This is a genomic window from Anaeromusa sp. (assembly GCF_028691475.1).
Lineage (GTDB): Bacteria > Bacillota > Negativicutes > Anaeromusales > Anaeromusaceae > Anaeromusa.
Window position 1 is genome coordinate 21,390 of record NZ_JAQUZF010000007.1, and the last position, 24,320, is coordinate 45,709.

General features: G+C 49.4%; 21 protein-coding genes. 5 read left to right on the forward strand and 16 right to left on the reverse strand.

Annotation, left to right across the window (positions count from 1 at the left end):
- Positions 1–77 precede the first annotated feature (77 nt).
- Positions 78–836 carry a phosphatase gene (locus tag PHF27_RS02195; RefSeq protein ID WP_018703951.1) on the reverse strand — a complete coding sequence of 253 codons (759 nt, stop codon included), beginning with the start codon at positions 834–836 and terminating at the stop codon, positions 78–80.
- Positions 837–1,178: 342 nt separating this feature from the next.
- On the reverse strand, positions 1,179–1,619 hold the full coding sequence (locus PHF27_RS02200) for an Hsp20/alpha crystallin family protein (RefSeq protein ID WP_300065463.1): 441 nt from the start codon (positions 1,617–1,619) through the stop codon (positions 1,179–1,181).
- A gap of 249 nt (positions 1,620–1,868) precedes the next feature.
- On the opposite strand from PHF27_RS02200, the gene PHF27_RS02205 reads away from it, so the two are divergent.
- A complete protein-coding gene (locus tag PHF27_RS02205) occupies positions 1,869–2,711 on the forward strand; it encodes a hypothetical protein (RefSeq protein WP_300065465.1) in 843 nt (280 codons plus the stop codon).
- A 306-nt stretch (positions 2,712–3,017) separates the two neighbouring features.
- Here the strand turns inward: PHF27_RS02205 and buk are convergent, their stop codons facing one another.
- Positions 3,018–4,079, reverse strand: a complete 1,062-nt coding sequence (buk, locus tag PHF27_RS02210) for a butyrate kinase (RefSeq protein ID WP_300065467.1) — start codon at positions 4,077–4,079, stop codon at positions 3,018–3,020.
- Between the two features lie 355 nt (positions 4,080–4,434).
- On the opposite strand from buk, the gene gyrA reads away from it, so the two are divergent.
- The gene (gene gyrA, locus PHF27_RS02215; RefSeq protein WP_300065469.1) at positions 4,435–6,876 is read left to right on the forward strand and encodes a DNA gyrase subunit A; all 2,442 of its coding nucleotides are present in this window, start codon (positions 4,435–4,437) and stop codon (positions 6,874–6,876) included.
- A gap of 78 nt (positions 6,877–6,954) precedes the next feature.
- On the opposite strand, the gene PHF27_RS02220 is transcribed toward gyrA, so the two are convergent.
- The 13 genes from PHF27_RS02220 to PHF27_RS02280 form a co-directional block, all read right to left on the reverse strand.
- Positions 6,955–7,353 carry a hypothetical protein gene (locus tag PHF27_RS02220; protein WP_300065471.1) on the reverse strand — a complete coding sequence of 133 codons (399 nt, stop codon included), beginning with the start codon at positions 7,351–7,353 and terminating at the stop codon, positions 6,955–6,957.
- A gap of 14 nt (positions 7,354–7,367) precedes the next feature.
- Complete coding sequence (locus tag PHF27_RS02225; protein WP_300065473.1) at positions 7,368–8,000, reverse strand: hypothetical protein; 633 nt, start codon at positions 7,998–8,000, stop codon at positions 7,368–7,370.
- 18 nt (positions 8,001–8,018) lie between these two features.
- On the reverse strand, positions 8,019–9,194 hold the full coding sequence (locus PHF27_RS02230; protein ID WP_300065475.1) for an MBL fold metallo-hydrolase: 1,176 nt from the start codon (positions 9,192–9,194) through the stop codon (positions 8,019–8,021).
- A gap of 107 nt (positions 9,195–9,301) precedes the next feature.
- The gene (locus PHF27_RS02235; protein WP_300065477.1) at positions 9,302–10,279 is read right to left on the reverse strand and encodes a hypothetical protein; all 978 of its coding nucleotides are present in this window, start codon (positions 10,277–10,279) and stop codon (positions 9,302–9,304) included.
- Positions 10,280–10,283: 4 nt separating this feature from the next.
- Entirely contained in the window at positions 10,284–10,721 is a 438-nt protein-coding gene (locus PHF27_RS02240) for a hypothetical protein (protein WP_300065479.1), read from the reverse strand.
- A 22-nt stretch (positions 10,722–10,743) separates the two neighbouring features.
- Complete coding sequence (locus PHF27_RS02245) at positions 10,744–11,808, reverse strand: hypothetical protein (RefSeq protein WP_300065481.1); 1,065 nt, start codon at positions 11,806–11,808, stop codon at positions 10,744–10,746.
- A gap of 16 nt (positions 11,809–11,824) precedes the next feature.
- Positions 11,825–12,106 carry a hypothetical protein gene (locus PHF27_RS02250; RefSeq protein ID WP_300065483.1) on the reverse strand — a complete coding sequence of 94 codons (282 nt, stop codon included), beginning with the start codon at positions 12,104–12,106 and terminating at the stop codon, positions 11,825–11,827.
- Positions 12,107–12,959: 853 nt separating this feature from the next.
- Entirely contained in the window at positions 12,960–13,925 is a 966-nt protein-coding gene (locus PHF27_RS02255; protein WP_300065485.1) for a KpsF/GutQ family sugar-phosphate isomerase, read from the reverse strand.
- 156 nt (positions 13,926–14,081) lie between these two features.
- Entirely contained in the window at positions 14,082–15,422 is a 1,341-nt protein-coding gene (locus PHF27_RS02260; protein WP_363320030.1) for a gluconate:H+ symporter, read from the reverse strand.
- Between the two features lie 111 nt (positions 15,423–15,533).
- Positions 15,534–16,535, reverse strand: a complete 1,002-nt coding sequence (gene pdxA, locus PHF27_RS02265) for a 4-hydroxythreonine-4-phosphate dehydrogenase PdxA (RefSeq protein ID WP_300065489.1) — start codon at positions 16,533–16,535, stop codon at positions 15,534–15,536.
- Between the two features lie 292 nt (positions 16,536–16,827).
- Positions 16,828–18,147 (reverse strand): four-carbon acid sugar kinase family protein, encoded by a 1,320-nt coding sequence (locus tag PHF27_RS02270; RefSeq protein ID WP_300065491.1) that lies wholly within the window; start codon positions 18,145–18,147, stop codon positions 16,828–16,830.
- A 40-nt stretch (positions 18,148–18,187) separates the two neighbouring features.
- A complete protein-coding gene (locus tag PHF27_RS02275) occupies positions 18,188–18,949 on the reverse strand; it encodes a DeoR/GlpR family DNA-binding transcription regulator (protein ID WP_300065493.1) in 762 nt (253 codons plus the stop codon).
- A gap of 368 nt (positions 18,950–19,317) precedes the next feature.
- Entirely contained in the window at positions 19,318–20,616 is a 1,299-nt protein-coding gene (locus tag PHF27_RS02280) for a peptide MFS transporter (protein WP_300065495.1), read from the reverse strand.
- A 362-nt stretch (positions 20,617–20,978) separates the two neighbouring features.
- Between PHF27_RS02280 and PHF27_RS02285 the strand changes: the two genes are divergently transcribed.
- The 3 genes from PHF27_RS02285 (at position 20,979) to PHF27_RS02295 (ending at position 24,142) form a co-directional block, all read left to right on the forward strand.
- Positions 20,979–21,566 (forward strand): flavodoxin family protein, encoded by a 588-nt coding sequence (locus PHF27_RS02285; protein WP_300065497.1) that lies wholly within the window; start codon positions 20,979–20,981, stop codon positions 21,564–21,566.
- A 177-nt stretch (positions 21,567–21,743) separates the two neighbouring features.
- On the forward strand, positions 21,744–22,340 hold the full coding sequence (locus PHF27_RS02290; RefSeq protein WP_300065499.1) for a DOMON domain-containing protein: 597 nt from the start codon (positions 21,744–21,746) through the stop codon (positions 22,338–22,340).
- 50 nt (positions 22,341–22,390) lie between these two features.
- Positions 22,391–24,142, forward strand: a complete 1,752-nt coding sequence (locus PHF27_RS02295) for a C69 family dipeptidase (RefSeq protein ID WP_300065501.1) — start codon at positions 22,391–22,393, stop codon at positions 24,140–24,142.
- Positions 24,143–24,320: the final 178 nt, after the last annotated feature.

The window sequence follows — 24,320 nt, forward strand, 5'->3', positions numbered from 1 at the left end:
GTATAACAAAAGCAGTCGCTTACTTTGTAAAAACAATGTTACGTTTTCGTTAGAATTCTTTTGCCGCTTGACGATATTCATCCTTCAAAGTCCTCGGTCAGCTCTTGGCGCAGCTTGCGCCGCGCATCCCTCCGCCTAGCCAGATGCTGCTCCAGCCGCTCCCACGAAGTATTAAGCACTTGCTCTTCCGGCACGCCGCAGCTATGCAGCAACTCTAAGGCGCCTGCAAATTCTCCCACCGACGCGGCAAAATGGCTGTCCGTCCCTACTACTAAAGGCACCCCTCGCTCTTTGGCTAAGGAAACCAATCTCTTGCAAAATGGTTTGCTTCCTTGGCGAATGTAGCTCAAAGAAGCGTTGTTTACTTCCAAGGCGCAGCCGTAGCGTACCGCTCCCTCTATGACCGCCTCGGGGTTGATGAGAAATTCGTCATTTCCCGGATGCACAATAATATCCACCCAGGGATTCGCCATCGCCGCCAGCATGGCCCTAGTATTGTCCGCCGTTGTCCCAGCGCGAATACAGCCGCCATGCAAGCCTGCCAAAACAATATCCAAGCGGTCCAAAATATCTGCAGGCACGTCCAGCCCGCCCCGACTATCAATAATATTGGCCTCCACGCCGCGCAACACCCGTACGCCAGCGATCTGCTGCGGCAGCGCCGTTAGGTTCCAAAAATGATAGAGGTGAGCGCCGCCGGGCATTGCCGGCCCGTGGTCGGTCATGGCGATCCCTTCTAATCCTTTTTCCGCCGCTGCTTTAGCGTTCTCCATGATCGTACTATATGCATGGCCGCTGGCCACCGTATGCGTATGCAAATCCATCAAAATGCGCATAACCATCCTCCTTTTCATTGCTTCTTACTTCATTTCCACAGCCGCCAGCAAGCCTCCTGCTATAGTATGTTAAGATTCGGCGAAGAGAAACGTATAGTATAAACAGGAGTAAAGGGAGTACTCGGAGGGTACGAAGCAGAAGTTCAATAAATAATGATAGGAAAGACTCTTACCTTTCAGCTAGAATCTCTCCTATCACAAGAATTATACATTATTAAATCAAACGACTTTCGCCGCAAACCTCCTGCGTCCCCTCCGGTTCTCGCAGCAACTCCTGTTCAATCCAACCCCGTCGAACCCTCCCTCTACTCCCTCTACTCTTGTTCAAAATTCGTATTCTCTTTAGCGAATCTCAATTTGCTTGTTCGTCGGCGTCGGCGACAGTTTGGGCAAGGTAACCTTCAAAACGCCTTCTTCAAAGGCCGCTTCAATCTTCGTGGCATCCACATCGCGGATAAAGAAGCTTCGCTGCACTTGCCCCGCATGGCGTTCGCGGCGGACGTAATTTTCTTCTTTTGTTTCCTTTTCCTCGCCGCGGCGAGCGCTGATGGTCAAATAGTGCTCATCATAAGTGAGGCTGATTTCATCTTTTTTGACGCCCGGCAAATCCGCCTCTAACAAATAGGCGGCATCGGTTTCCTTCACATCCACCCGGAACCCGGAACGTATGCCTTGCAACGGCCCCCAAGGCTCATCGAAAAACTGATCCACCATCCGATCCAGACTATCGAGACGTTTGCCAACTTCTCCTCCAGCGCGTCGAAACGGTACCAATCCAAACATACTTCCTTCCCCCTTCGTGTAACATGTAGTAAAGACGCCAAATGTCTTTCTAACTATTATTATACTCTTTAAGGTCAAAAGGTCAATATGGAAATCAGCAGAATATTCCTTTTGAAAAAGCGTCTTTTATTTAGGTCTTTGTTTTATCTAGATCCGCTATGGTTACGCCAAAAGCAGCAGGATATCTTCTAAAAGACAGAGAAATTCTGCCTGTAATAACGTTGCGCTATGCAAAAAGGATGGATGTACATGAAACAAATCTCCCAACGCCTTCTGCCTTGGCTGGCTCTTTGCCTCTTGACTCTGCTGCTGCTCACCGGCTGCGTCTCGGCCGCACCGGATAAAGCACCGCCGCTCCTTGTCAGCATCGAAAGCGACGCCAATATTACACCGGAAGAAACCGCCGACTTTCAGCAGGCGGCGCTCGCGACAACAGTATATTATCAAGAACAAGGCTTGCAGTTAAAAAAACCAGTCACCCTCGTTCTAACCCGCAACCGCCAGGCATTTTTAACTGAATCTGTTTCTCGTTTCAAGGTTAGCGAACTAGAAGTCCATAAGGCGGCCAAAGCCGTCGATGCCTTAGCCGGAGACCATTTGATTGTTTTTAATGTAAATGGTACGCCCACCACAAGACAGCGCGTCTTCATTCTAGCTCATGAATTGACTCATCAGTATCAGCGCGAACTGGCTGGCGCTAACGCTGGCGCCGTCAAGTGGATGCTAGAGGGCATGGCGGAAGCCGTCGGCGCGCAACTAGTCGCCAGAGCCGGTTTTTTCTCCGTTCCTCAGTACAAAGCTAATTGGCAAACAGGCATTACCTTAGCACCGCAGAAACCGGCCCTAAGCGAGCTGCGAACCAGCAGCGGCTGGTCCAATTCTCTTTCCACCTACGGCGGCCCGCTCACCTATAAGACAGCAGGACTCGCCAACCTTGTTCTCTTGGAACGACACGGCACTCCTAAAATTCTCGCATATTTCCGGGAACTAAGCCGGGGCGCTACGCCGGAAAGCGCGTTCCGCCAGGCTTTCGGTCAGGAAATGGACCAGTTTGAAAACGAAATCGCAGTCCTGTGCCGTAAGGCTTCTTAGATACGCACTCTCGAGAAGGGAACGAACACAGAGTAACTGAGTAACAGAGGGTACGCAGAGGAATATGCTGTATTGTATTTCGCGTTTATCAAAAAAGCCGCCGAGCGCTTGCTCGACGGCTTTTCGTTAAATATTTCCGTTCCAAAGGAAACTGCTGATTTAGTGAACGCTCCGCCAAAAGGAGAGATTTTTTTGCCAAGCGCGAAAGAAAACGCAGGCATAGCGGCGCTCTGCCGAGGCTTTCTGACAAAGCTTGACGAAAAAAGATCCCTTTTAGCGTGAGATGTGAACAAATTTGCAGTTTCCTTAGTAAGTTTTCGCCTGCTCCTTGCCGGTCAAGACGCGGTAGGCGCCCTCGGCCAGCGCTTGCAGCTCGTCTTCGCCAGGCAGTACTTCCACCGGTGCAATGAACTGCACTTTTTCAATGAGACGCGCTGTGAGATATTTGGAGTAAGCAATGCCGCCGGTAAGCAGAATGTAGTCTATTTTGCCGTTGACCGCTACGGAGTTAGCGGCGATATAGCGAGCAATCTGATAAATCAACGCGTCATAGACCAGTTCCGCCTGTTTGTCGCCTTCGTGAATACGGCGCTCCACTTCGCGGGCGTCGTTAGTGCCCAAATGCGCCACAAGACCGCCCTTGCCAGCCAGCAGTTTTTTGATGTCGTCCAGACTGCGCTCTTTAACCATTTTAGCAAACTGCATCGCTTGCACCGTGCCAGCCCGTTCCGGCGAAAAAGGCCCGTCGCCGTTCAGCGCGTTGTTTACTTCCACAACCTGGCCTTTCGCATGGCAGCCTACGGAAATGCCGCCGCCCAAGTGCGCTACAATCAGGTTCAGCTCTTCATACGCCTTGCCCTTCTCGGCGGCAAAACGCTTGGCTACCGCTTTTTGGTTAAGGGCATGGAAAATACACTGCCGCGGCATCTCCGGCAAACCAGTAAGGCGCGCCACCGGCGTCAGCTCGTCAACAACCACTGGGTCTACAATGAAAGCCGGACAGCAGGCTTCCTTCGCCAAAAGATTGGCCAGCACGCCGCCCAAATTGGAAGCGTGAATGCCGTACTCGCCGCTCTTCAAATCCGTGAGCATCGCTTCATTCACGGCATAAGTACCGCTGACAACTGGTTTCAAAAGACCGCCCCGACCAACGATAGCGGCAAAATCTGCAGCCTTCAAGCCTTCTTCTTTTAAGACCGCCTGAATAGCTTCCAACCGATAAGAAAGCTGATCATTGATCTGGGGAAAACGAGCAATTTCTTCCGCACTATGGCTGAGATTGATGGTGCGAACTTCTTTTGTTCCTTCAAAAATACCAATTTTCGTAGACGTTGAACCAGGGTTGATGGCAAGAATCCGTTCGGACATAAAGCACTCCTCCTGAAATTAACGTTGAATTCAGCTATTTATAGTATACACTAACACCTATAAAAGCAAAACCGTACTTTTTGTATTCTTTTGAAGATACGATTCACGCAGAGTAACAGAGAAAAGCCAGAGGAAAGCAGAGATATGTTTTAAATTCATAAAACCTTTTCGCGTGTTTCGTGTATTTCGCGGTTCATTACCAACTTCCTTCTAAATTTATTACCCACCGCGAAACGATATGTTTTCTCTGCTATCTGTTTGGCCTGTAGTCCTACTAGAGCAACTTCACAAAATATGGTATAATGAGTTGTTAAGATCACACCTGCGCTTCGGCGCAGCGGTTCGAGGTGAGAGAGTGGATTTCGGATTAGGTAAAGTTCTCCCTATTCGCATCGATGAGGAAATGAAGAATTCCTATATCGATTACGCGATGAGTGTCATCGTCATGCGCGCTCTCCCGGATGTCCGGGATGGTCTCAAACCGGTGCACCGGCGCATTTTATACGCCATGCATGAAGCCGGCATGACCCCGACCAAGCCCTATAAAAAATCGGCGCGTATCGTCGGTGAAGTGCTTGGTAAGTATCACCCTCATGGTGACAGTTCTGTATATGACGCAGCAGTCCGTCTGGCTCAAGATTTTTCCACCCGTTATCTCTTGGTGGACGGCCACGGCAACTTCGGCTCCGTCGACGGCGACTCCGCAGCCGCCATGCGTTACACAGAAGTACGCATGTCTCGTCTAGCGGAAGAAATGCTGGCGGACATTGAAAAAGACACCGTAGATTTTACGCCCAACTATGACGAATCTTTAAAAGAACCTACCGTATTGCCAGCTAAAGTGCCCAATCTTTTAATCAACGGCTCCTCTGGCATTGCCGTTGGCATGGCTACCAACATTCCGCCGCATAATCTCGGCGAGGTTGTCGACGCCTTAATCATGATGATTGACAATCCCGAAGTAACCCTGCCGGATTTGATGACAGCCATCAAAGGGCCTGACTTTCCTACAGGCGGTTTGATCCTTGGCCGGGAAGGCATCTACAACGCCTATTCCACTGGCCGCGGCGTCGTACGTATGCGGGCCCAGGCTCATATCGAAAAAATGTCCAACGGCAAGCATCGCATTGTCGTCACCGAGCTTCCCTACCAGGTCAACAAGGCGCGCCTCATTGAGCGCATCGCCGATCTAGTGCGGGACAAGGCGATTGACGGCATCACCGATCTACGAGACGAAAGTGACCGCAAAGGCATGTCCGTGGTGATCGAGCTGCGGCGCGACGCCACGCCGGACGTAGTCCTGAATCAGTTGTACAAGCACACCCAGCTTCAGGAAACTTTTGGCGTCATCATGCTGGCGCTTGTTAACCGCAAGCCGCAGGTATTGACTCTGCCGCAAGTGCTCTTCCACTATTTGGAGCATCAAAAAGAAGTTATTACCCGGCGCACTCGCTTCGAGCTGGCCAAAGCCAAAGCGCGCGCGCATATCTTGGAAGGTCTCAAAATCGCGCTGGATCATTTGGACGAAGTCATCAAAACCATTCGCGCCTCCCGTACGGCGGATATCGCCAGGGAAGCCTTGATGACCAAATTCGCCCTCTCGGAAAAACAATCCCAAGCTATTTTGGACCTGCGTTTGCAGCGCCTTACCGGCTTGGAACGCGATAAGATCGAACAAGAATACAAGGATGTGCTGGAAACCATCTCTTACTTAGAAAGTGTCCTAGCCAACGAACATTTGGTTATGGGCATCATCAAAGAAGAATTGCTGGATGCAAGAAAGCGCTTCGCCGATCCGCGACGCACGGTGATTACCAGCGATACCTCCAATCTGGAGATCGAAGATCTCATTGCTGAAGAGGAAATCGTCATCACCATGACCCACAACGGCTACATCAAGCGCCTTCCTCTTGACACCTACCGCAAACAAAATCGCGGTGGCAAGGGCGTTACCGCCATGGGCACCAAAGAAGATGACTTCGTGGAGCACATGTTTGTCACCACGACCCATAATAACATCCTCTTCTTTACCAACCGCGGCCGCATGTACCGCCTCAAGGGCTACGAAATTCCCGAATCCGGCCGCACCGCTAAAGGCGTCAACAACATCAACCTGCTGGCTCTCGAAGCCCAGGAGAAGATTACTGCCGTCATTCCAGTGCGTGAGTTCAACGAGGACTACTACCTCTTCATGTCAACCCAATTGGGTACGGTCAAGAAGAGCGAGTTGATGGACTTTGACACCAACCGCAAAGGCGGCCTCATCGCCATCACCCTCAGCGACAACGAAGACCTGATCGATGTGAAGCTGACCAACGGCCAGCAGGACATCATCATGGGCACTCGTCGCGGCCAAGCCATTGTCTTCTCGGAAAAAGACGTCCGCGTCATGGGCCGTAACGCTCACGGCGTTCGCGGCATCAATTTGGAAGAAGGCGACGTCGTTGTCGGCATGGATACCTTGCGCAGCAATGGCGACGTGTTGACCGTTACCGAAGAAGGCTTCGGCAAGCGCACCACCGCCGATGATTACCGCCACCAAACTCGCGGCGGCAAAGGCGTCATCAACATGCGGGTTACGGAAAAAACCGGCGAAGTCGTGGGCATCAAAGTGGTCCGCCCCGATCTCGATCTCATGCTGATCACCGCCGGCGGCACCATCATCCGCACCAACGTCTCGCAAATTTCCTTGATCAGCCGCAATACCCAAGGCGTTAAGATCATGGACATGACCAATGACGACAAAGTTACGGCCATGGCTACAGCTAATCGTCAGGAACAAGAAGAAGAAGCATAGCAAACAAAAGAATTACTAACACCCTATAGCGCAGACTCTAAAAAGTATGCACTATAGGGTGTTTTCTTTCACAACGAGCTATTCTTTTGGGTAAATTTTTTTCATAAATATCGTATCGTATATCTCCCCACTATCCAGGCATACGCGATACCATCCGACTGTTGCTGAATGACCACTGCCATCCCCATATTCAATCATGTCATACACATGAAAATCAACCGCATTGCCTTCCTCTACCCATTTTCCAGCAATAATAAAAGTTACCAAAACTTCCTTGCCCGACTTTAAGCGAACCGAATGCTTTCCTTGCGCTTCTCGCTCTCGCCATGACGGTTCAAACTCAAATAATACTTCCCTGGCTTCCTGCAGCTTATCTTGCGGCATTTCCGCCGCAGAAACGCTCCCCTCTGCCAGCATCATACTTCCAACCAGAAGTATCCCCATGAGTATCCGGCAAATTACTTTTTGGACAAACACATTTCCATCCCCTTTCAGGATACATTCTGCCAATCTAAGAGCATGCCCTCTTTGATCCAGTCCCGACATTCATCTTCAAACTGCGTATGCAGCAAAGAAAGATATAGCAAATTCTCATTGCCAAAGATGCCCAAAAGAGCCTGGTAAATGGATTTCTGCTGCAAAGAAATTACTTTCTTCACAACATGGCTTTTCATAAACTCACTACATTCATCCTCAACATAACAAACATACCCCTCGCGCAGAACACCTTCGCCCGTTTCGCCTAGCTCATCGCCATAGATTTCCTTTTCAAAGTAATCTTGGGTCAGCGGCTCATTTAATGCCGCCTCTAGCCGATTCACCTCAAATCCCAATTCATCAAACCAGCCGTCATAATGAATGAGAATTCTGCGGCCAAACGCAAGATCCATAAACCTACAAAACAGAGCTGCAATTGTTCCCAGCTGCCCTTGAACCAGCATTTTCTCGCTTTCGTTCTCATAGAGGGTCATGCCTCGTTTCGTTAGGCCGCTCCACACCTGCTCGATCCACTGCAGCTCTTGTTTTGTTTCCCACACAAAATAATACTGATTATCTTGTTCATAAGAAAGCGAATTGGCAATGTCACGGATTTCAACCCAGGTACATTCTCTGCCCAAATACATAGCGCCGCACCTCCATATTTAAATGGAAATAGGTTTTCCTCGTAAAGGCAGAACCGTCTTTACGTCATACTGACAAAATTCCGCTTCGCAATCCGTATGCACCGGAATCACCATTCCCGGATTGCAATGCTTTATTACTTTTAGCAGGGTGTCGATATCTGCATGGCCCGAAGTATGCTTATCAACAACTGGAACACGCTTTTTTTCGCAAAAACCGAGAAGCTTCGCCATCTCCGGCTGCTCCTTATACCCCCGCCACATTGAATAAACCAGACAACTAGAGTCGTCCAATTCAAGTTCTTCCAGTTCTTGAAGCATAGATGATCGTACCAAAAGCACGTACTTATGAGGATTTTGCTTCAGGTCCGCTTTAGCCAACTTGTAATTCTTATAGCGATAAAGAATCTTTTTATGGCCAGAGTCAGCCAACGCCTTGCTGGTACGATACGAATATAGCACCTTGACCCGCCCCTGCTTCATGGCTTCCTTCGTTTCCGAACCGGCAATATCCAACATATGCGCTTGATAAGGATCAATGACCAGGGTTCGTCCGGTGTTTAGCGCGGCATGGAAAAACGATAGAATCCGGTCAAAATGCTGCGTAGAAACAAGCCCCATTACCAATCCCTTTGTTTTCTCGCACTGATTGCAGACCGCAGCTTCGATTTGTTCTTCTTCTACACTCACAACCGTCCGACCCAAATTAGTCCCTTCCATGATTACTGCGTCAACAGAAGACGGCAGCTTTGTCAGCATCACCTCCGTCCATTGCGCATTCCGTCCATGTCCCCGAAAATCTCCTGTATATAAAATGTTCTTGCCTTCCCCTTGAATCAGAAATGCATGCGCATCTAACGCCGAATGGTCCACGCGATACGGTGTTATTTTTATCCCACCGATTTCCACAGGCTTCGCATCGGAAAAGCACTGCACATTAAGAGCGGACTCCTTACTTTTCCTCAACTCCTCCAGTCTCCCTACAAGCAAATCCCGCGAAAGACGGCTCATCCGTATGGGAATATCCGGATGCACCCAGGAAGCCAAGCCAACATGATCCACATGGGTATGGGAAATGAAAACAGCTTTAAATTCCGGCTCTTCCCATGCATATAGACCTTGGAGCTCAGGCAGCAAGCCTTCCTCGAACCAACTTTGCCATTGTTCCTTAGCAGGCTTCTCTTCAAACTTTGGCAAGTCTCTTCCCAGGGGAGCCCCTATGTCAAAAAGCAAGCGGGCTTTTTCGCCCGCTATCTCAATGCAATTGCCTCCAATTTGGTTGTTCCCTCCGTGCACAATGATGTTCATATTGATGAACCGAACTTCGTTAAAAAGTCAGGCAATATATAAACGCAAGGCATATATAATCCATATCCCATGAAATTACTTGTGGCTACCTTGATTGTAAAATTTGGGGGTGCGTTTGCACTGCACCAAGCAAGCGCCTTGCTAAATTCGACCTTAAGCTTAGAAGACTCTGGATCATGATTTGCAAAAACAAAAACAAACTCGGGCTCCTCATTATTGAAACCTTTAATTTTGTTTTTGTTGTCAATTAATCCCAAATCAATCTTTTGGTTAAATACAGTAATGATTTCCTGCTTTAAACACTGTAATCTTTGATGATCTGACAAATACCCATGAAGACTAGTTATGTGGTCCATAATTCCAGATGGACCTGCCAAAGCTCCATCTCCATACTTCATTTCTATAAATGTTAAACCGACATTATCGTCTTTTTTACGTTCCGCACTTATTGACGGCCATCGAATGGCAATCATGTCAAATCTTCCTTCATTATTAGCATATTCAATGTCGACAATAAAATAATCTGTTCCTTTTGCAATTCCTTTAAAGTTATTTTCCCTAACCATTAGCTGTTGAAACTCTCGTTCATTATGAGGGTGCCTTCCAAAATAAGAATCCATTGCGTGTTTTAGATAAGGAGCAATTTCCAGCCAATCACTGATATCAAGCGCATTTATACTTGGTTTGGCGACAATTTCACTTGCTAGCGTGCGGACAGCAACGCCCCTGCGCAATTTACTATACTGAGGAGAATTAAAATACTTGCTGTCAAAATAAATCGAATAGCTGCCGTTGGTTTCAGTCAGTTTCATGATATTCCCGCCGCGATAGTAAATATTGATATAGTTTTCCCGGATTTCAAGACAGAGTGAGGAATCTTCTTTTACCCAGTTCAAAACACCACTTAAATCTAACCCGCCCTGCCCCGTAACTCCCTGAAGATTTCCCATAAAAAGTTCTGATAAGCCTCTCATACTTTCATTCCCCTTTCACGTCTTCAAATTTTCCCAGCACTACTTCTATTTCCTGCGGACAATCAAAAAAATACGTTGCGCTCTTTAAATTATTGTCTGCAACCCGAACAGAAACACTTTTTTGGTTTTTGTACCCAAAAACAAATTTAAAAACAAAGCCCCAAAACGCGCCTATGGATTTCTTTTCTTCATCAGCAAGCTGGCCGCCTATAGTTGCGTTTGCCAGCAAAAACACCTTTACTGGCGGTATCTGCAGCACATCATTGCAAAAAACAAGATTGTTCATCAGCTTCGCATCCTGCGCAGCGGCAAGACATTCGTCCCATACCTTGCCGCTCTGGGGAAAATTGGAGAATGCCTTATATTTCTGAGCAAATCCCTCTTCAATACGTTGTGTAATTTCTGCTGTTGAAAAAACTTGCTTGTTCCCAGTCTGCTTCATAGTTTCTTCCTCCATGCCTTCGTCAAATATCGTCATAGCTTTCCATCTTATTTTGATATGCTTCTTCCGTTAACTGTTTCATCGTCGGATATTGGCTGGCCTTTTGACTATACTCCGCAGGCCATGCGAAGTCTTGTTTTGTTCGCGACCACCTTTTCATATACCGCTGAAACAAAGCTTCATCAACTGCATCATCTAGCCTCCCGTTTTTCACAAAGGAAAATTCCGACGGCAGATTTGAAATATCATAGTAATCTTCCTCACCCCGATAGGATGTCGTAACCAACTTTTCGCCGTTAGCATCAATGCTTTCTTTAGTCCCGACTAACACTCTACGATTAGCAAACACACACATCGTTTTGCCGTCTTCCTCAATATGCCAGCGATCAAAAAGATCAATTGTTAAGCATAGAAAATCAATCCCCTCCAGCATAGCCGCCGCTGCGCGGTGATGCCCGTCTAACAGAAAACTTAAGTGATTGATGTATTTATACGCAATCCCGCCGACTTGCTCACCTTTTTGTATTCTCCTGCGATATTCCTCCACCCTTGCCGGGTTAAACGCGGTAACCGATTGCGTTGGCGCTAAAAACCGCGCCGGGCCACGATATATATGATTGTACGACGCACAGTCATATACTCGCTGCCGATTTAAGGGCATCCAGAAAAATTCACCCTCTCCATCGGTAGGATAATACCTTTCCAATTTAAAGTGATACATCCCTTTAGCAAGAATGTTAATTAAAGGCAAGGCTTTTTGAATTACTCCCAGTTCGCCACCTTCAACATTGTCAGTTGCGTGCCGCAAACTCTCTAAAGCTTCCATGGAAGGCAGATGTGCAGGCCCTGCTTTTACAAAGTAGCGATAACAAGTAAAACAAGCTCCCTCCTTAACACCCGTCAAAAGGGCTGGCTCATCGCCAATCATTAGCATGCGGGGTTCCCAACAGCCAACCTTAACCTCACTAACCGACTCCAATCGAATCAAGTCCTGTTCAGAAGCAACAAGCGCCATAAATCCCCCATACCTTGAAGCCCACCAGTTATCCGGCAAAAAGTAAAGCAACTGACGATTATTATAATTCATTAGGCTCCCTCCCTTTCTACCAAGCGATATATTTCACCTTACCGCATTGGTTACCCGTCTTCGGTGAATACAAGGTTCCAGCTTTCACAGCCTTGGTACTCGGACAAAATTCAGGGATGTAAAACATATTGCGATACACCATGATTTGATGAGCCTGATGACACATCGGCTCATCTTTCTCCCCTTTTCCCAAGATGGCACCACACTCATAGACTTTCCCTCCATTAGTCAGGATGCGTGTAGCATGCAAACAAGAAAAACAATTTACTGCGTCAGTAGAAAGCATCTTTTTCGCCATGATTACCCCTCCTATACTTTGGAAGCAGTTTACTTAGTCATCTAGTTCTTTAGACTGTATTTATAACCCTTATATATTTAAGATAATACTTTTAAGTCTATAAATCAAGCGCATTTTTAATAAAATTTGAAAATATTAGTGATTGTCCTCCGTACACCATCAACAGGATAAGAAAAACCGCTACGCGGCCCTTAAAGAGAACGTCACATAGAACAGTAAAAATATTGAACAAGAGAACCGGAGTCGCGACGCTGCGCTAGATGCGCCTAGTGCCGGATGCAGCATGGATGGCGTAGCATACGGTTTCCACTAGAAAAAGAGGTTTACTGAATTTAAGAGTAAAGCGAAGGCAGGACTAAAACTGCGGCGGCCGTGACTGTATTTGAGACTTTTTTGGAGCAAGACGGTCCGCAGGACGCAAAAACAGGAGGCGACGGAGAAAAGTTCCGTATGTCTGAGCGCCAGCGAGTTCGCGGAACTGCCGTCGACTCCTATTTTTGCGAGTCGCGCGCAAATCTTGTCTCAAATACAGTTATGCCGCCGTTTATACAGAAGCTCCGAACCCTTAATAACTCTAGGTTTTTAAGCCGTAAAAACTTATAAATTGTAGTATACGTACTAAAAGGCCCTTCAAAACGGTTTCACACCGTCTTGAAGGGCCTCTTTTCGTAACCACTATTATTGATAGTTCCAGGAAGCTGCTGCTTTCATGAGTGCTCCGACAAAACTAGGAATTTTTTCGTCAGACGCGAAAGAAAACGCAGGCAGAGCGGCGCTCTGTCGAGGCTTTCTGACAAAGTCTGGCGTAAAAAGAACTGTTTTGACGCGTGGTGCGAATAAAGCAGCAGTTTCCCTACACAATCCCCTGCCGCAAAAGGTCGGTAACATGCACCAATCCCACGGAGCGGCCTTCTTTGTCCACTACAGGCAGGACGGTAATCGGCTTGGGCCGATGCTGCTCCATCATGCGCAGCGCTTCAGCAGCCAGCTTCTCTGCCGTAATGGTCTGCGGCTGCTTGGTCATCAGCTCGCCCACGTTATGAGTCAGGAAATCCAGGCCCTTTTCCAGACCGCGGCGGATGTCGCCGTCCGTAATCAGCCCTACCAGCTTACCCTCTGCATCCACTACCGAAGTAGCCCCAAGACCCTTGTCGGTAATGACAAACAACGCTTCTTTGACGCTTTGAGCCAAGGTTACCGTCGGATTTTCTTCTTCACCGTGCATGACGTTGGCCACCTTCATCAGCAGCTTGCGTCCCAACGCGCCGCCAGGGTGAAAAACGGCAAAATCATTCGCCGTAAACTTGCGCGCCGACATGAGTACTACCGCTAAAGCATCGCCCATAGCCAACTCCGCCGTCGTGCTTGTGGTCGGCGCCAGTCCCAAAGGACAAGCTTCCTGCTCCACCGAGGCGTCCAGCACCACATCCGCGTTTTGCGCCAGCGTTGACTGAGCATTACCGCAAATGGCAATAATCTTAGCGCCAATACGACGAATCGAGGGCAGAATATTAATAACCTCCGACGTTTCCCCGCTATTGGAGATCGCTAAAACGATATCATCTTCCGTCACCATGCCCAAGTCGCCATGAATGCCTTCCGCCGGATGCAGAAAAAACGAGGGCGTACCTGTACTCAGCATGGTTGCCGTGATCTTCTGCCCTACATGGCCCGGCTTGCCCATGCCGGTAACAATGAGCCGGCCCTTAGTTTCCAAAATCAGCTGCGCCGCCAACACAAACTGTTCGTCAATACGCGGAATAAGCGCTTCAATCGCAGCCGCCTCCATACGCAGTACCTGTCTTGCCTGTTCAATCATGCCCTATATCCTCCGTTACAAAGTTTCTTCTTCTATATTATAAAAAGAAGCCGCAAAACACAAGTCAACAAGAAACACCTGCCGACATCAGCAGGTGTTTCTTGAACAATATCGGCCATTTTCTCTAAATCTCTCAGGCCGGCCTTCTTATGAAATTCAGCCGACAACGGCCGCCAAAATCAACGTGCCTGCAAGGCCGACAACAGCGGCAATGGTGGTCGATCCGGTATAAATGGTAAACATTTTGTTCATCGGAATTCCCAGCGACTCCTTTACAAACCAGAAGCCGGGGTCAGTTACATGAGACGCCCCGATAGCGCCGGCGCCAATGGCGATCGCCACCAAAGCCGGATCCAACGAAGGATAGGCCGCCAAAACCGGCGTAATAAAACCGGCGGAGGTCATCATCGCCACAGTAGCGCTGCCGATGGCAAAACGCATGACAATGGCAATAACCCAAGCCATGATCAACGGGCTGATCTGAATGGTTGTCAGCACGGTTTTGAGGACTTCGCCGATGCCGCTGTCCAGGATGACGCGGTTGAACGCGCCGGCAGCGCCGATAACCAAAATAATCGTAGCCATCGGGCCCATGGCGGATTCGGTTTTCTTAGCCAAATCGCCCAAAGAGAAACCGCGTTTCAGACCCATGACATAGTAGGAAAGAATCGCCGCCAAAAAGAGAGCCGTAATCGGGCTGCCCAGGAAATTAACGATAGGCATGTAAGCGGCATTCTTATCGCCTACGAGTTCAATGATGGTTTTACCAATCATCATCAAGAGCGGCAGCAAAATGGTAAAGAGAGTAATACCGAAAGCCGGCAGTTTTTCATCCGGGGTCGGCTCCACGCAACGATACTGCTCCGGCACTTCCAGATCATTGGTTTTCGACAGGAAGTGACCGTAAATGGGGCCTGCCAAAGCGGTAGCCGGCAAACCAACCAAAAGACCATAGAAAATCACTTTACCCACATCAGCTTTAAGAGCCAAAGCAATGGCCATGGCTGCCGGATGGGGCGGTACGATGCAGTGAACAACCGTCAAAGCGGTAGTCATCGCCAGCGCGATTTTTACCAGAGGCTGCTTCGATTCTTTAACAACGCAGAAGAGAATCGGAGTCAGAAGTACGATACCTACCTGCAGGAAAACCGGAATACCGCAGATATAGGCAACAATCATCATCGCCCAAGCGGCGCGGCTTTTGCCAATAATATTGATCAGCGTCCGAGACAGCTTTTCAGCGCCCCCGGAAATTTCCATCATCTTGCCGATGATAGCGCCCAGCGCCAGGATCGGCGCCAAGAAACCCAAGGTACCGCCCATCCCGACTTCAATGGACTTGCCAATTTTATCGAGAGGCATGCCCGTAGCAAAGGCAATGAGAAAACAAGCGGCCAACAGAGAGATAAAGGCATGAATGCGGAATTTGATGCTTAAAACAATAATCATTAAAATAGCAATACCAAGAACGGAAAGCATGCTTACTGTCGGATCCATCATTAACCCTTCTTTCTTAATCGTACTAATAGAATATCCGATTTATAAAAAGGCTTTCGCGGCGAATGCTTCATACCCCAAAACATTGCGCCGCAAACAGCCAACAAGCGCTTATTGCTTGTTGAAATTGGGTGCGTATTGCGCCGCCAGCTTAATGGCTTCTACCATGCTGACTTCGCTGACCTTCCCAGTGCCGGCAATGTCCAGCGCTGTGCCGTGGTCAACGGAGGTACGCAGGAAGGGCATATTGTTGGTAATGGAAATGGTGCGTTCAAAGTCTACCATCTTGGTCGCAATATGGCCTTGGTCATGATACAGGGAGAGAACGGCGTCATATCTGCCTTTCAAGGCAAAATGGAACACCGAGTCCGCCGCTACCGGGCCTACGACATTCAAACCGTCTGCTTGGGCTTTGGCAATAGCCGGTTCGATTTCACGCACTTCCTCGTCACCGAAGAGGCCATGCTCGCCGCTGTGCGGGTTAAGACCGGCCACAGCCAAGCGAGGATTTTTCACGCCTAGCACCTCAAGAGCCTTGGCGCAGCGGTGAATGAACTCATACATGCTTTCCGTCGTTACCAGCTCGCAAGCGCGGCGCAGCGACACATGGCGAGTCAGGAAGAACACGCGCAGGTCAAATACCTGGAACATCGTCAAGGGGTTCTTGGTGTTGGAGAGGTCTTCCAAAATTTCCGTATGGCCGATATAGTTAACGTGAGCGGCTTTCAGTGATTCCTTGTTGATCGGCGTTGTCGCCAGGGCGTCCACTTCCTTAGCCATGGCCAAATCAATGGATTTTTTGATGTATTCAAAGGCGGCGCGGCCAGACAGCGCCTGCACTTTACCGATTTGCAGCTCTTTGACATCTACATTGTTCAAGTCGATAACGTCGATAGAGCCAAATTCATACTTGCCATCTTGCGGATTTTCCACACGATGAATGCCCAGCTTGATACCGCAGAAGGTCATAGCCTGCTCCAACACGGACACATCGCCAATCACCAGCGGGCGGCAGGTTTCGTAGATTTCGGGAAGGTTCAAGGATTTCACGATAATTTCAGGACCCACGCCGGCGGGATCGCCCATAGGCATGGCAATAATCGGTTTTTGCATAGTAAACAGCTCCTTAAAATAAAGTAGTTAAAAGACGACTAACAAGAGAACCAGAGTAACCGGAGGGCACGAAAGAGGGTTGCGAAAGATTTTTCAACAGGAGTAGAGGGAGTAAATGGAGGGTACGCAAAGAGTTACGGATTTTTTCAAAAGAATAGCAAGTAGAACACGCTAGCGAAGAGATTGCCGCAAACGTCATTGCGAGCGAAGCGAAGCAATCTCTCTTAGCTCGTAATCCTCCTGCGGTCCCTCCCGCGACTCCGGTCACTCCTGTTCAAAGCCTGGTGCTTTACTAGTTCTTTTTGGCGTAGCTTTCGTTAGAAAGTTTAATCAGCAGATAGTCCACGCATTTGCTGATGGCCGTATCGTCGCCAATCAGGCCGCCCTTGGTCACGATGGGATGCTTGTCAAAAATGCCTTTGTGCAAACGGCCATACACCGCCAGCGGCAAGATTTCATCTTTGACTTCAATGCAGATGGCCTGCAGCGCATCGCACACCGCCACCGTCACGTCGCCGCCGCTGGTGAAGAGGCCGCCAATGCAGTCGCCCAGTTCTTCAATAACCCGCACGGTAATGCGCGCCAACCCTTTAGAAATGCGCTGAGAAATCTCATCCTGCGTTGTGCCCTGCTCTGCGGCCACTTTGCCCAGATCGATAACATCGCATTCCCAGCAGGTGGTGGTGACGCCCAGCACTTCATACGCGTCCGGGTTTACGCAGATCTCTTGAACTACCCGCTCGATTTCCGCTTCCCGCTTGGCGTCGTCTATCAAGTCCAATACCGATACATTCACAAGATGATGCGCATACTTAAGGCGAATGTCTTCCATCTGACGCCGCGTGTTATCGCTAACGCTGCCGACAGTCAAGAATACCTTCTGTCCCCGGGCTTCTTCCATCTCCACCACTTCCGCCGTCATAGCGCTGGTGAACGGACCGGGGTCCACCGCCACAATAGGCAGACCTGTCGCCTTGGCGGCTTTGGCTATATCCGCCACCGTTTCATTGGTCGTAGCGTCAATAACTACGACGCGCACGCCTTCGTCATTGTACTGCAGAATGGCTTTTTTCACCGCCTCCGAACCCTGCAGCACCGTACTGAGCTCGATGAAACCAACCGGCTCATCCAGCTGTTGAGCGACTAACGGCACCACTTTCGACGTAGTAATCGGGTTTTTGGGGTCCTTAGCCACGATCGTCTGTTCCAAGGGAACCTGGTTAACCATCAGATAGCCGCCGATACAGACGCGTCCCGAAGTAGGAAATACCGGCACCATCAGCGCCATGGTTCCTTTGGGTACATTGTCGAGAATGGCTTTAAGCTCCGGGCCGATATTGCCGCGCAGCGTGCTGTCCATGCGCTTATTTACCAATTGCACACTGCTGTCATAGAGCTTTTTCATGGCTTTATCTACCCGGTCATAAGCTTCCTGCGCTGCAATGCTGCGGCTGTCTGTGCTGACAACCACCACGTCCAAATTCTTGCCTTCTTCCGGCGTGTACAGGTCCAGGTCAAAAAAGGTCGCGCACCGCAAACCCTGGCGGGACAGCAGCACTGCGCTGGAATTGACTCCAGTCATGTCGTCTCCCACAATTAACACCTTTGGCATCTGTCTCTCTCCTTACGCTAAGCTCAAGCTAACTTTCTATCTATACCAGCTGCAAGGCCACGCCTTTTTCTTGCAAACGCTGCACCGTTTCTGCGGCTACGCCTTTGTCGCTGATAATCAACGAAAAATCCTGCAGACTGCAGATTTTATTGATGCTGCGCCGGTTGAACTTGCTGCTGTCGGCCACCAGAATCACTTTTTCCGCGGAAAGAATGATCTCTTTTTTCAGCTCCGCTTTTTCAAAAGTCGGCCCGCTCATGCCCAGCTCCACGTCTAACGAACTGGCGCCTACAAAGGCGATGTCCGCGTAAATTTCCTTTAAAAAGGCAATCGCCCGGGACCCCATGCAGGAACCAGTTACATTCTGTACCCGGTCGCCTGTGCAATAGATGGCGAAAGAACTGTTTTGCACTAAAAAGGCCGCAATCAGCACGTCCGTCGTCACAATGGTCAAGTTTTTCTTCTTAAGCAACTCTTTAGCAATCGCCATCGCCGTCGTTCCGGAATCCAGCAATACGGTCTGCTCCTCTTCCACCAACGCCGCTGCCGCCTGCCCGATACGCTCTTTTTCCGCCTGGTGCTGCATCTCTTTTTCCTGTCGCGGCAGCTCTAAGGTCAGCTTGGATTTCAGCACCGCGCCGCCAAAGGTCCGGCTCACAATCTGCACGCTCTCCAGGTATTTCAAATCTCTACGGATGGTCATGGCGGTGACGCCGAGCTGTTTCGCCAGCTCCTCGACGGTCACCCGCGGACGCTCTTCCAAGATTTGTACAATTTTTTCCTGACGCTCTACTTGGAACAAGGCCTTATCACCTCTTTCGTTTGTGTTTATTTTCAATGTTCGAATATGTTCGTTTCGGTTTGATTATATTCTTTCGTTTGTCAAAAAGCAAGCTCCTTTTTAAAGAAACACAAAAGAAAAAGGCCGCCTAAGCGACCTTCGGAAGGCACCGAACACAGGGCAGGGAACGAAACGCAGAGTAACAGAGAAAAGCCAGAGGAAACAGAGAAAATTTGTGAAGAGAAAAAAGAATTTTTTACCAAGAATTTTTTACGTCAGGCAAGAAAGAAAATGCAGGCATAGTGGAGCTCTGCCGAGGCTTTCTGACAAAGCCTGATGCAAAAAGGGCGGCTTTAGCGTGAGATGCACATACAGCAAAGGCTCCCTCCCTAGACATTAAGCATATCCTCACGCAAGCGCGAACGCTTCATTATATATAGGTACACTGCGGTAGCACAGGCTGCGCCGAAAACCAACGACGCCAAAAGCAAGAAGAAGTGAAAGCGGCTCAGCACTTCCCAAAAGCCGCCAATATAGCCCGCCAACAGATTGCCGGCAAACTGCGACAGATACCAGATGCCCATGCACATCGACACCGCTCGCGCCGGCGCCAGCTTGGTCACCATGGACATACCGATGGGCGAAAGATACAGCTCCCCTAACGTCATCACCAGCGTACTGGCCACCAGCCACCACATGCTCACCGGCGTTCCATTCACATCGTACCAAATTCCGGCAGGAACCAGAACCAAAAAAGACGCGCCCAGCAGCAGACAGCCCCGGACCATCTTGGCTATCGCTCCAGGCTGTGCGCCCCGCCCGGCCTGCCAAGCCCAAAAAGCGGTAATCACGGGAGTCAATGTAAAAATGAACATAGGATTAAGCGACTGAAACCAGGTCTGCGGCACTTCCCACTCGCCGATCTGCCGATCCGTATCGCTGTCAAACCAAAGCGCCAACGTATTTCCCTGCTGCTCAAAGGCCGCCCAAAAGGGTATGGTCAGCAAGCACAGCAGCACTAAGGCGGCGATTTTTTGTTTTTCCCGCAGCGTCAGCGGCGCTTCCGCCTCTGCGGAGGCTTCCTTGCGCGCCGTCAAACGGTCTGGTTTCAAATAACGCTGACCATACAGATAAATTAAAAGCCCTACCATCATGCCCACGCCAGCCAAGCCGAAGCCATAATGCCAGCCGACCACAACTCCCAGCGTACCGCAGGTCAACGGCGCTAAAAATGCGCCTAGGTTAACGCCCACATAAAAAATGCTGAAGGCGCTGTCTCGTCGCTTATCGCCTGCCGGATACAAACTGCCTACCTGAGTCGATATATTGGGCTTGAAGAGACCATTACCAGCAATCAAAAAGCCCAGCGCTGGAAAAAACAGCGATTCAAAGGCCATTAAAAAATGCCCTACCGCCATGAGAGACCCGCCAATATATACCGCCCGCCGCTGCCCTAAAAAACGATCCGCCAAAAGGCCGCCAAAAAGGGGCGTCATATACACCAGACCCGTATAGAGACCGTAAACATGGGAAGCATCTTCCTGGGAAAAGAGCAACTGCTTCGTCATGTAAAACACAAGCAAAGCTCTCATACCATAGTAGGAAAAGCGCTCCCACATCTCTACCAGAAATAGCACAAACAAGCCTCTAGGATGGCCCAGCCAGGTTTTTTCCATGTCTTGCTGCATTGTTTAACCTCCTCCTATCTTCAGCTTTCCTTATCAGCCGCTGTTTCGCTTGCAAATTCTACAGGTCCAACTGAATCTAGAGTAAGTTTCTTCCTATGGAAAAAGGATTCCCTTAAACGGTATTTTTTTCCTGCCAGCCACTTTTATTTTTTGGCATCCTTTACATTTTTACATATGTATTTTGTATTTTTCCGCATAATGTATAATCAATTTGCATTTGTCCAGCAAGAACGTACATTGTAGTTGACATTCTGCTTTCTATATTCTATAATTACCTCATACTTTTTTTAGTTATTTTAATAGTTTCTATTTTCACATACTACCGTTCATGCACTGCATGGCGCAAGAAAGGATGAGTCTTCATGAAGATCATCGGTCTCATTGGCAGCCCGCGCCAACAAGGAAATACCTCTCATCTCGTCAATACGATGCTGCAGCAAGCCGCTGCCCTCGGCGCTGAAACCAAGCTGTATCAGTTAGGCCAGCTTGACATCCAGCCTTGCAAAAGCTGCTATGCCTGTAATACGCAGGAAAACTGCACCTTAGACGATGATGCCCAAAGCATTCTCCGGGAAATTGTCGCTGCCGACGCGATCGTCCTGGGTACGCCCATCTACATGTGGCAAATGAGCGGTCAGCTCAAACTCTTAGTAGACCGTATGTTCTCCTTTCTTAAGCCCGATTTTTCCAGCAAACTGACGCCCGGCAAAAAGGTAGCTCTCGCTGTTACCCAAGGCCAGGAAGCGCCCACCGTATTCCAGGCTTATTTCGATTCCGTAGGACAGGTTTTAGATCTCCTCGGTTTCGGCGAGCACCGCATGGTCACAGCGATTGGCGTCTACGAACCAGACGATGTGCTGCAACAGACCGATACCCTGGAAGAAGCCCGCGCTCTCGGCGTCTGGCTCAGTCAAAAAAGCGATAAGCAATCTCTGCATCAAGCAGTTTGATATTTCCACATTCTGTCCATACTCTTTTTGAGCCGGCTAAGCCGGTTCTTTTTTTATGTTCAAATTGCTCACCGCCATTAAGAGGATTTCCTTAGCCAGCCTCGAAAGTAATCCATGTATCGTTTCTGGAAAACTATGGTTTTTCTGTTCTTTTACTTAAAGAAAGGACGTGCCGCCATGAAGTTCCCTGCTTGTAGGATCCTTGCCGCTAGCCTGCTTAGTTTTTCCCTGTTTATTGGCGGCTGCAGCGACTCTAAACCCTCGCAAAGTCTTTCCAAAAGCCAGGCGCCAGAAGTTTCCTGGCAAAGCGACGGCAGTATTAATCCCAAAGAATATAGCCAGCAACAATCTTTCGGAGATCTTGTTGTATATAGCCGCCTTGTCGGAGACCATGCCTGCCTGGGCCTGCAAGCTCCAGCCAAAGGCTGGAGCGCTCTAGGATTCGGCTCAGAAGGAAAAATGAAAAACGCCGACATCCTCCTCTTTACCCTTCGCAATGGCAAGGTGGAAGGCGAAGATTCCTTTAGTTCCTCGCCAAGAGGCCCCCATCCGGCCGACCTCTCCCAGGGAGGGACGAACGATATTCTCGAACTGACCGGCAGTGAAAAAGACGGCGTTATGACGGTAGAATTTAAACGCAAACTGCGTACAGGCGATCCGTATGATAAAGACTTGCAGCCCGGCAACAATACTATTATTTGGGCCTTAGGCAGCAATTTCAAAATTGCTTCTCGCCATTTGCAACAAGGAACCGGCACTCTGGTATTGGAGTAAAGTAGTAGTGTGGCCTTTGGGCTCACAATAAAAAGAGGAGGTTATTGCCAATGAAATCAAAGTACTATGCCTCTATTTTCACTTTGTTTTTTTCAATCGCCCTAACCTTGCCCGCCTGGGCCTGCACCACCACGATCGTAGGCAAAAGTGCATCGATGGACGGCTCCGTGCTGGTCTCGCATTCTGAAGACGGCTTAAGCGACCCCAGCGTGGTCTATGTTCCGGCTAAAGATCACCCGGACGGCTCTCTTCGTCCTGTGTTCTACTCTACTGTCGCCCTTGACTACAAACCGCAATGGGGCGCAAGCGAAACCCATCGTCTCAATACAAAAGACCGCGGCCCCACTTACGATGTAAAAAGCATCCCAGCCAGCGTTCCTTTGGGCTATATTCCGCAGGTCTCTCATACCTACGCCTATTTCGACGGTAATTACGGCATTATGAACGAGCATCAACTCTCCATCGGCGAATGCACGGACAAAGCCAAAGTGCACCCGGAACCGGAACCTGGCAAGCGCATTTTCTATTCCTCCGAATTGTCCCGAGTGGCCTTGGAACGCTGCAAAACCGCGCGCGAGGCCGTTTTACTCATGGGCCAGCTCATTGAAACTTACGGCTACTACGGTACCGGCGAAACGCTGTTGATAGGCGATCCAAACGAAGGTTGGGTCATGGAAATGGCAGGCTACGACAAAAATGGCACTAGCGGCGTCTGGGTGGCGCAGCGCGTGCCGGATGATTCCTTCTTTGTCGCCGCCAACCAGTTCCGCATCCGCGACATCCGCCCCGACGCCAACGATATGCTTTACTCCAAAAACATCTTCTCTATCGCTCAAGAAAAAGGCTGGTGGCAGCCGGAGCAAGGACTGCTCGACTTTACCAGCGTGTATGGCGACGGAGAATTTCATCACCCTTACTACTCCTTGCGCCGCGTTTGGCGCGCCCAGATGCTGGCGGCTCCATCGTTAGAGCTTTCTCCCTGGACGGAAGGCCCTTACACAAGAGCGTATGCCTTCGCTGTAAAGCCGGATAAAAAGCTCTCCCCTCGCGACGTATTCGCCATTCATCGCGACAACTACGAAGGAACCGAATTCGATCTTACCAAAGGCCTTGCGGCCGGTCCTTTTGGCGATCCCAACCGCTTTGAAGGCAACGCCGAGTCAGTGGCCGACAAGGAAGGCCGCTTAACGCCTCTCAACGGCGAATTCGAACGCCCCCTCAATATCTACCGCTGCGTCTATTCCTATGTCAATCAATCCCGCAGCGATCTCCCTGACGCCATCGGCGGCGTAATGTGGATCGGCCTGGATCGCCCCGGCACAACGACCTTTATGCCCTTTTATGCTGGCGCTACCACCTTGCCAGCGTCACTGCAGCATGCGGATATCCTCAAGTTCGACAAAAACAGCCTTTGGATGTCCTTCAACTATGTCGCCAACTACGCCATGTTGAAGTATTCCTATATGATCCAAGACATCCAAGCCGTACGGGACAAGTATGAAACCACTGCTTTCCGTAAGCAGCCGAACTTAGAAAAAGAAGCCCTTGCCCTGTGGAACAATGGCAAACGCCAAGAAGCGCGGGAACTCCTCACTCAATACAGCCAAGACAATGCCCAGTCGCTTCTCTCTGATTGGTGGAAGCTGTCCGAAGACCTGTATCTCAAATACAACGACGGCTATATCAACGACCAGAAAGCCTTAGCTCAACCAGTCTTCTATCCTTCCTGGTGGCTGAAGCAGGTAGGATATGAAAACGGCCCTACAAGTTATGAAAAACCGGCTGCGGAAACAAAGAATTGAACACGAGAACCAGAGTCGCGATGAGGTTTCGACAGAGGGTTACGATGAGCATAAAAAAGCAGAAGGCGCTTGGCGTTAACCAGGCTCCTTCTGCTTTTCAGTTCACATACAACCACGACTTCTATTTAAACACTTCGGGATTAAGGCAGGTCGGCATAGGCTGTCCGTGCAACGCCGC

What these genes read in the sequence shown, in the direction of transcription:
- buk (WP_300065467.1), bottom strand. Translation starts at nt 4,079, where the DNA reads ATGTCCGAACGGATTCTTGCCATCAACCCTGGTTCAACGTCTACGAAA.
- PHF27_RS02200 (WP_300065463.1), bottom strand. Translation starts at nt 1,619, where the DNA reads ATGTTTGGATTGGTACCGTTTCGACGCGCTGGAGGAGAAGTTGGCAAA.
- PHF27_RS02235 (WP_300065477.1), bottom strand. Translation starts at nt 10,279, where the DNA reads ATGAGAGGCTTATCAGAACTTTTTATGGGAAATCTTCAGGGAGTTACG.
- PHF27_RS02260 (WP_363320030.1), bottom strand. Translation starts at nt 15,422, where the DNA reads ATGGATCCGACAGTAAGCATGCTTTCCGTTCTTGGTATTGCTATTTTA.
- PHF27_RS02240 (WP_300065479.1), bottom strand. Translation starts at nt 10,721, where the DNA reads ATGAAGCAGACTGGGAACAAGCAAGTTTTTTCAACAGCAGAAATTACA.
- PHF27_RS02250 (WP_300065483.1), bottom strand. Translation starts at nt 12,106, where the DNA reads ATGGCGAAAAAGATGCTTTCTACTGACGCAGTAAATTGTTTTTCTTGT.
- PHF27_RS02285 (WP_300065497.1), top strand. Translation starts at nt 20,979, where the DNA reads ATGAAGATCATCGGTCTCATTGGCAGCCCGCGCCAACAAGGAAATACC.
- PHF27_RS02195 (WP_018703951.1), bottom strand. Translation starts at nt 836, where the DNA reads ATGCGCATTTTGATGGATTTGCATACGCATACGGTGGCCAGCGGCCAT.
- PHF27_RS02295 (WP_300065501.1), top strand. Translation starts at nt 22,391, where the DNA reads ATGAAATCAAAGTACTATGCCTCTATTTTCACTTTGTTTTTTTCAATC.
- PHF27_RS02280 (WP_300065495.1), bottom strand. Translation starts at nt 20,616, where the DNA reads ATGCAGCAAGACATGGAAAAAACCTGGCTGGGCCATCCTAGAGGCTTG.
- PHF27_RS02255 (WP_300065485.1), bottom strand. Translation starts at nt 13,925, where the DNA reads ATGATTGAACAGGCAAGACAGGTACTGCGTATGGAGGCGGCTGCGATT.
- pdxA (WP_300065489.1), bottom strand. Translation starts at nt 16,535, where the DNA reads ATGCAAAAACCGATTATTGCCATGCCTATGGGCGATCCCGCCGGCGTG.
- PHF27_RS02225 (WP_300065473.1), bottom strand. Translation starts at nt 8,000, where the DNA reads ATGTATTTGGGCAGAGAATGTACCTGGGTTGAAATCCGTGACATTGCC.
- PHF27_RS02205 (WP_300065465.1), top strand. Translation starts at nt 1,869, where the DNA reads ATGAAACAAATCTCCCAACGCCTTCTGCCTTGGCTGGCTCTTTGCCTC.
- PHF27_RS02245 (WP_300065481.1), bottom strand. Translation starts at nt 11,808, where the DNA reads ATGAATTATAATAATCGTCAGTTGCTTTACTTTTTGCCGGATAACTGG.
- PHF27_RS02270 (WP_300065491.1), bottom strand. Translation starts at nt 18,147, where the DNA reads ATGCCAAAGGTGTTAATTGTGGGAGACGACATGACTGGAGTCAATTCC.
- PHF27_RS02290 (WP_300065499.1), top strand. Translation starts at nt 21,744, where the DNA reads ATGAAGTTCCCTGCTTGTAGGATCCTTGCCGCTAGCCTGCTTAGTTTT.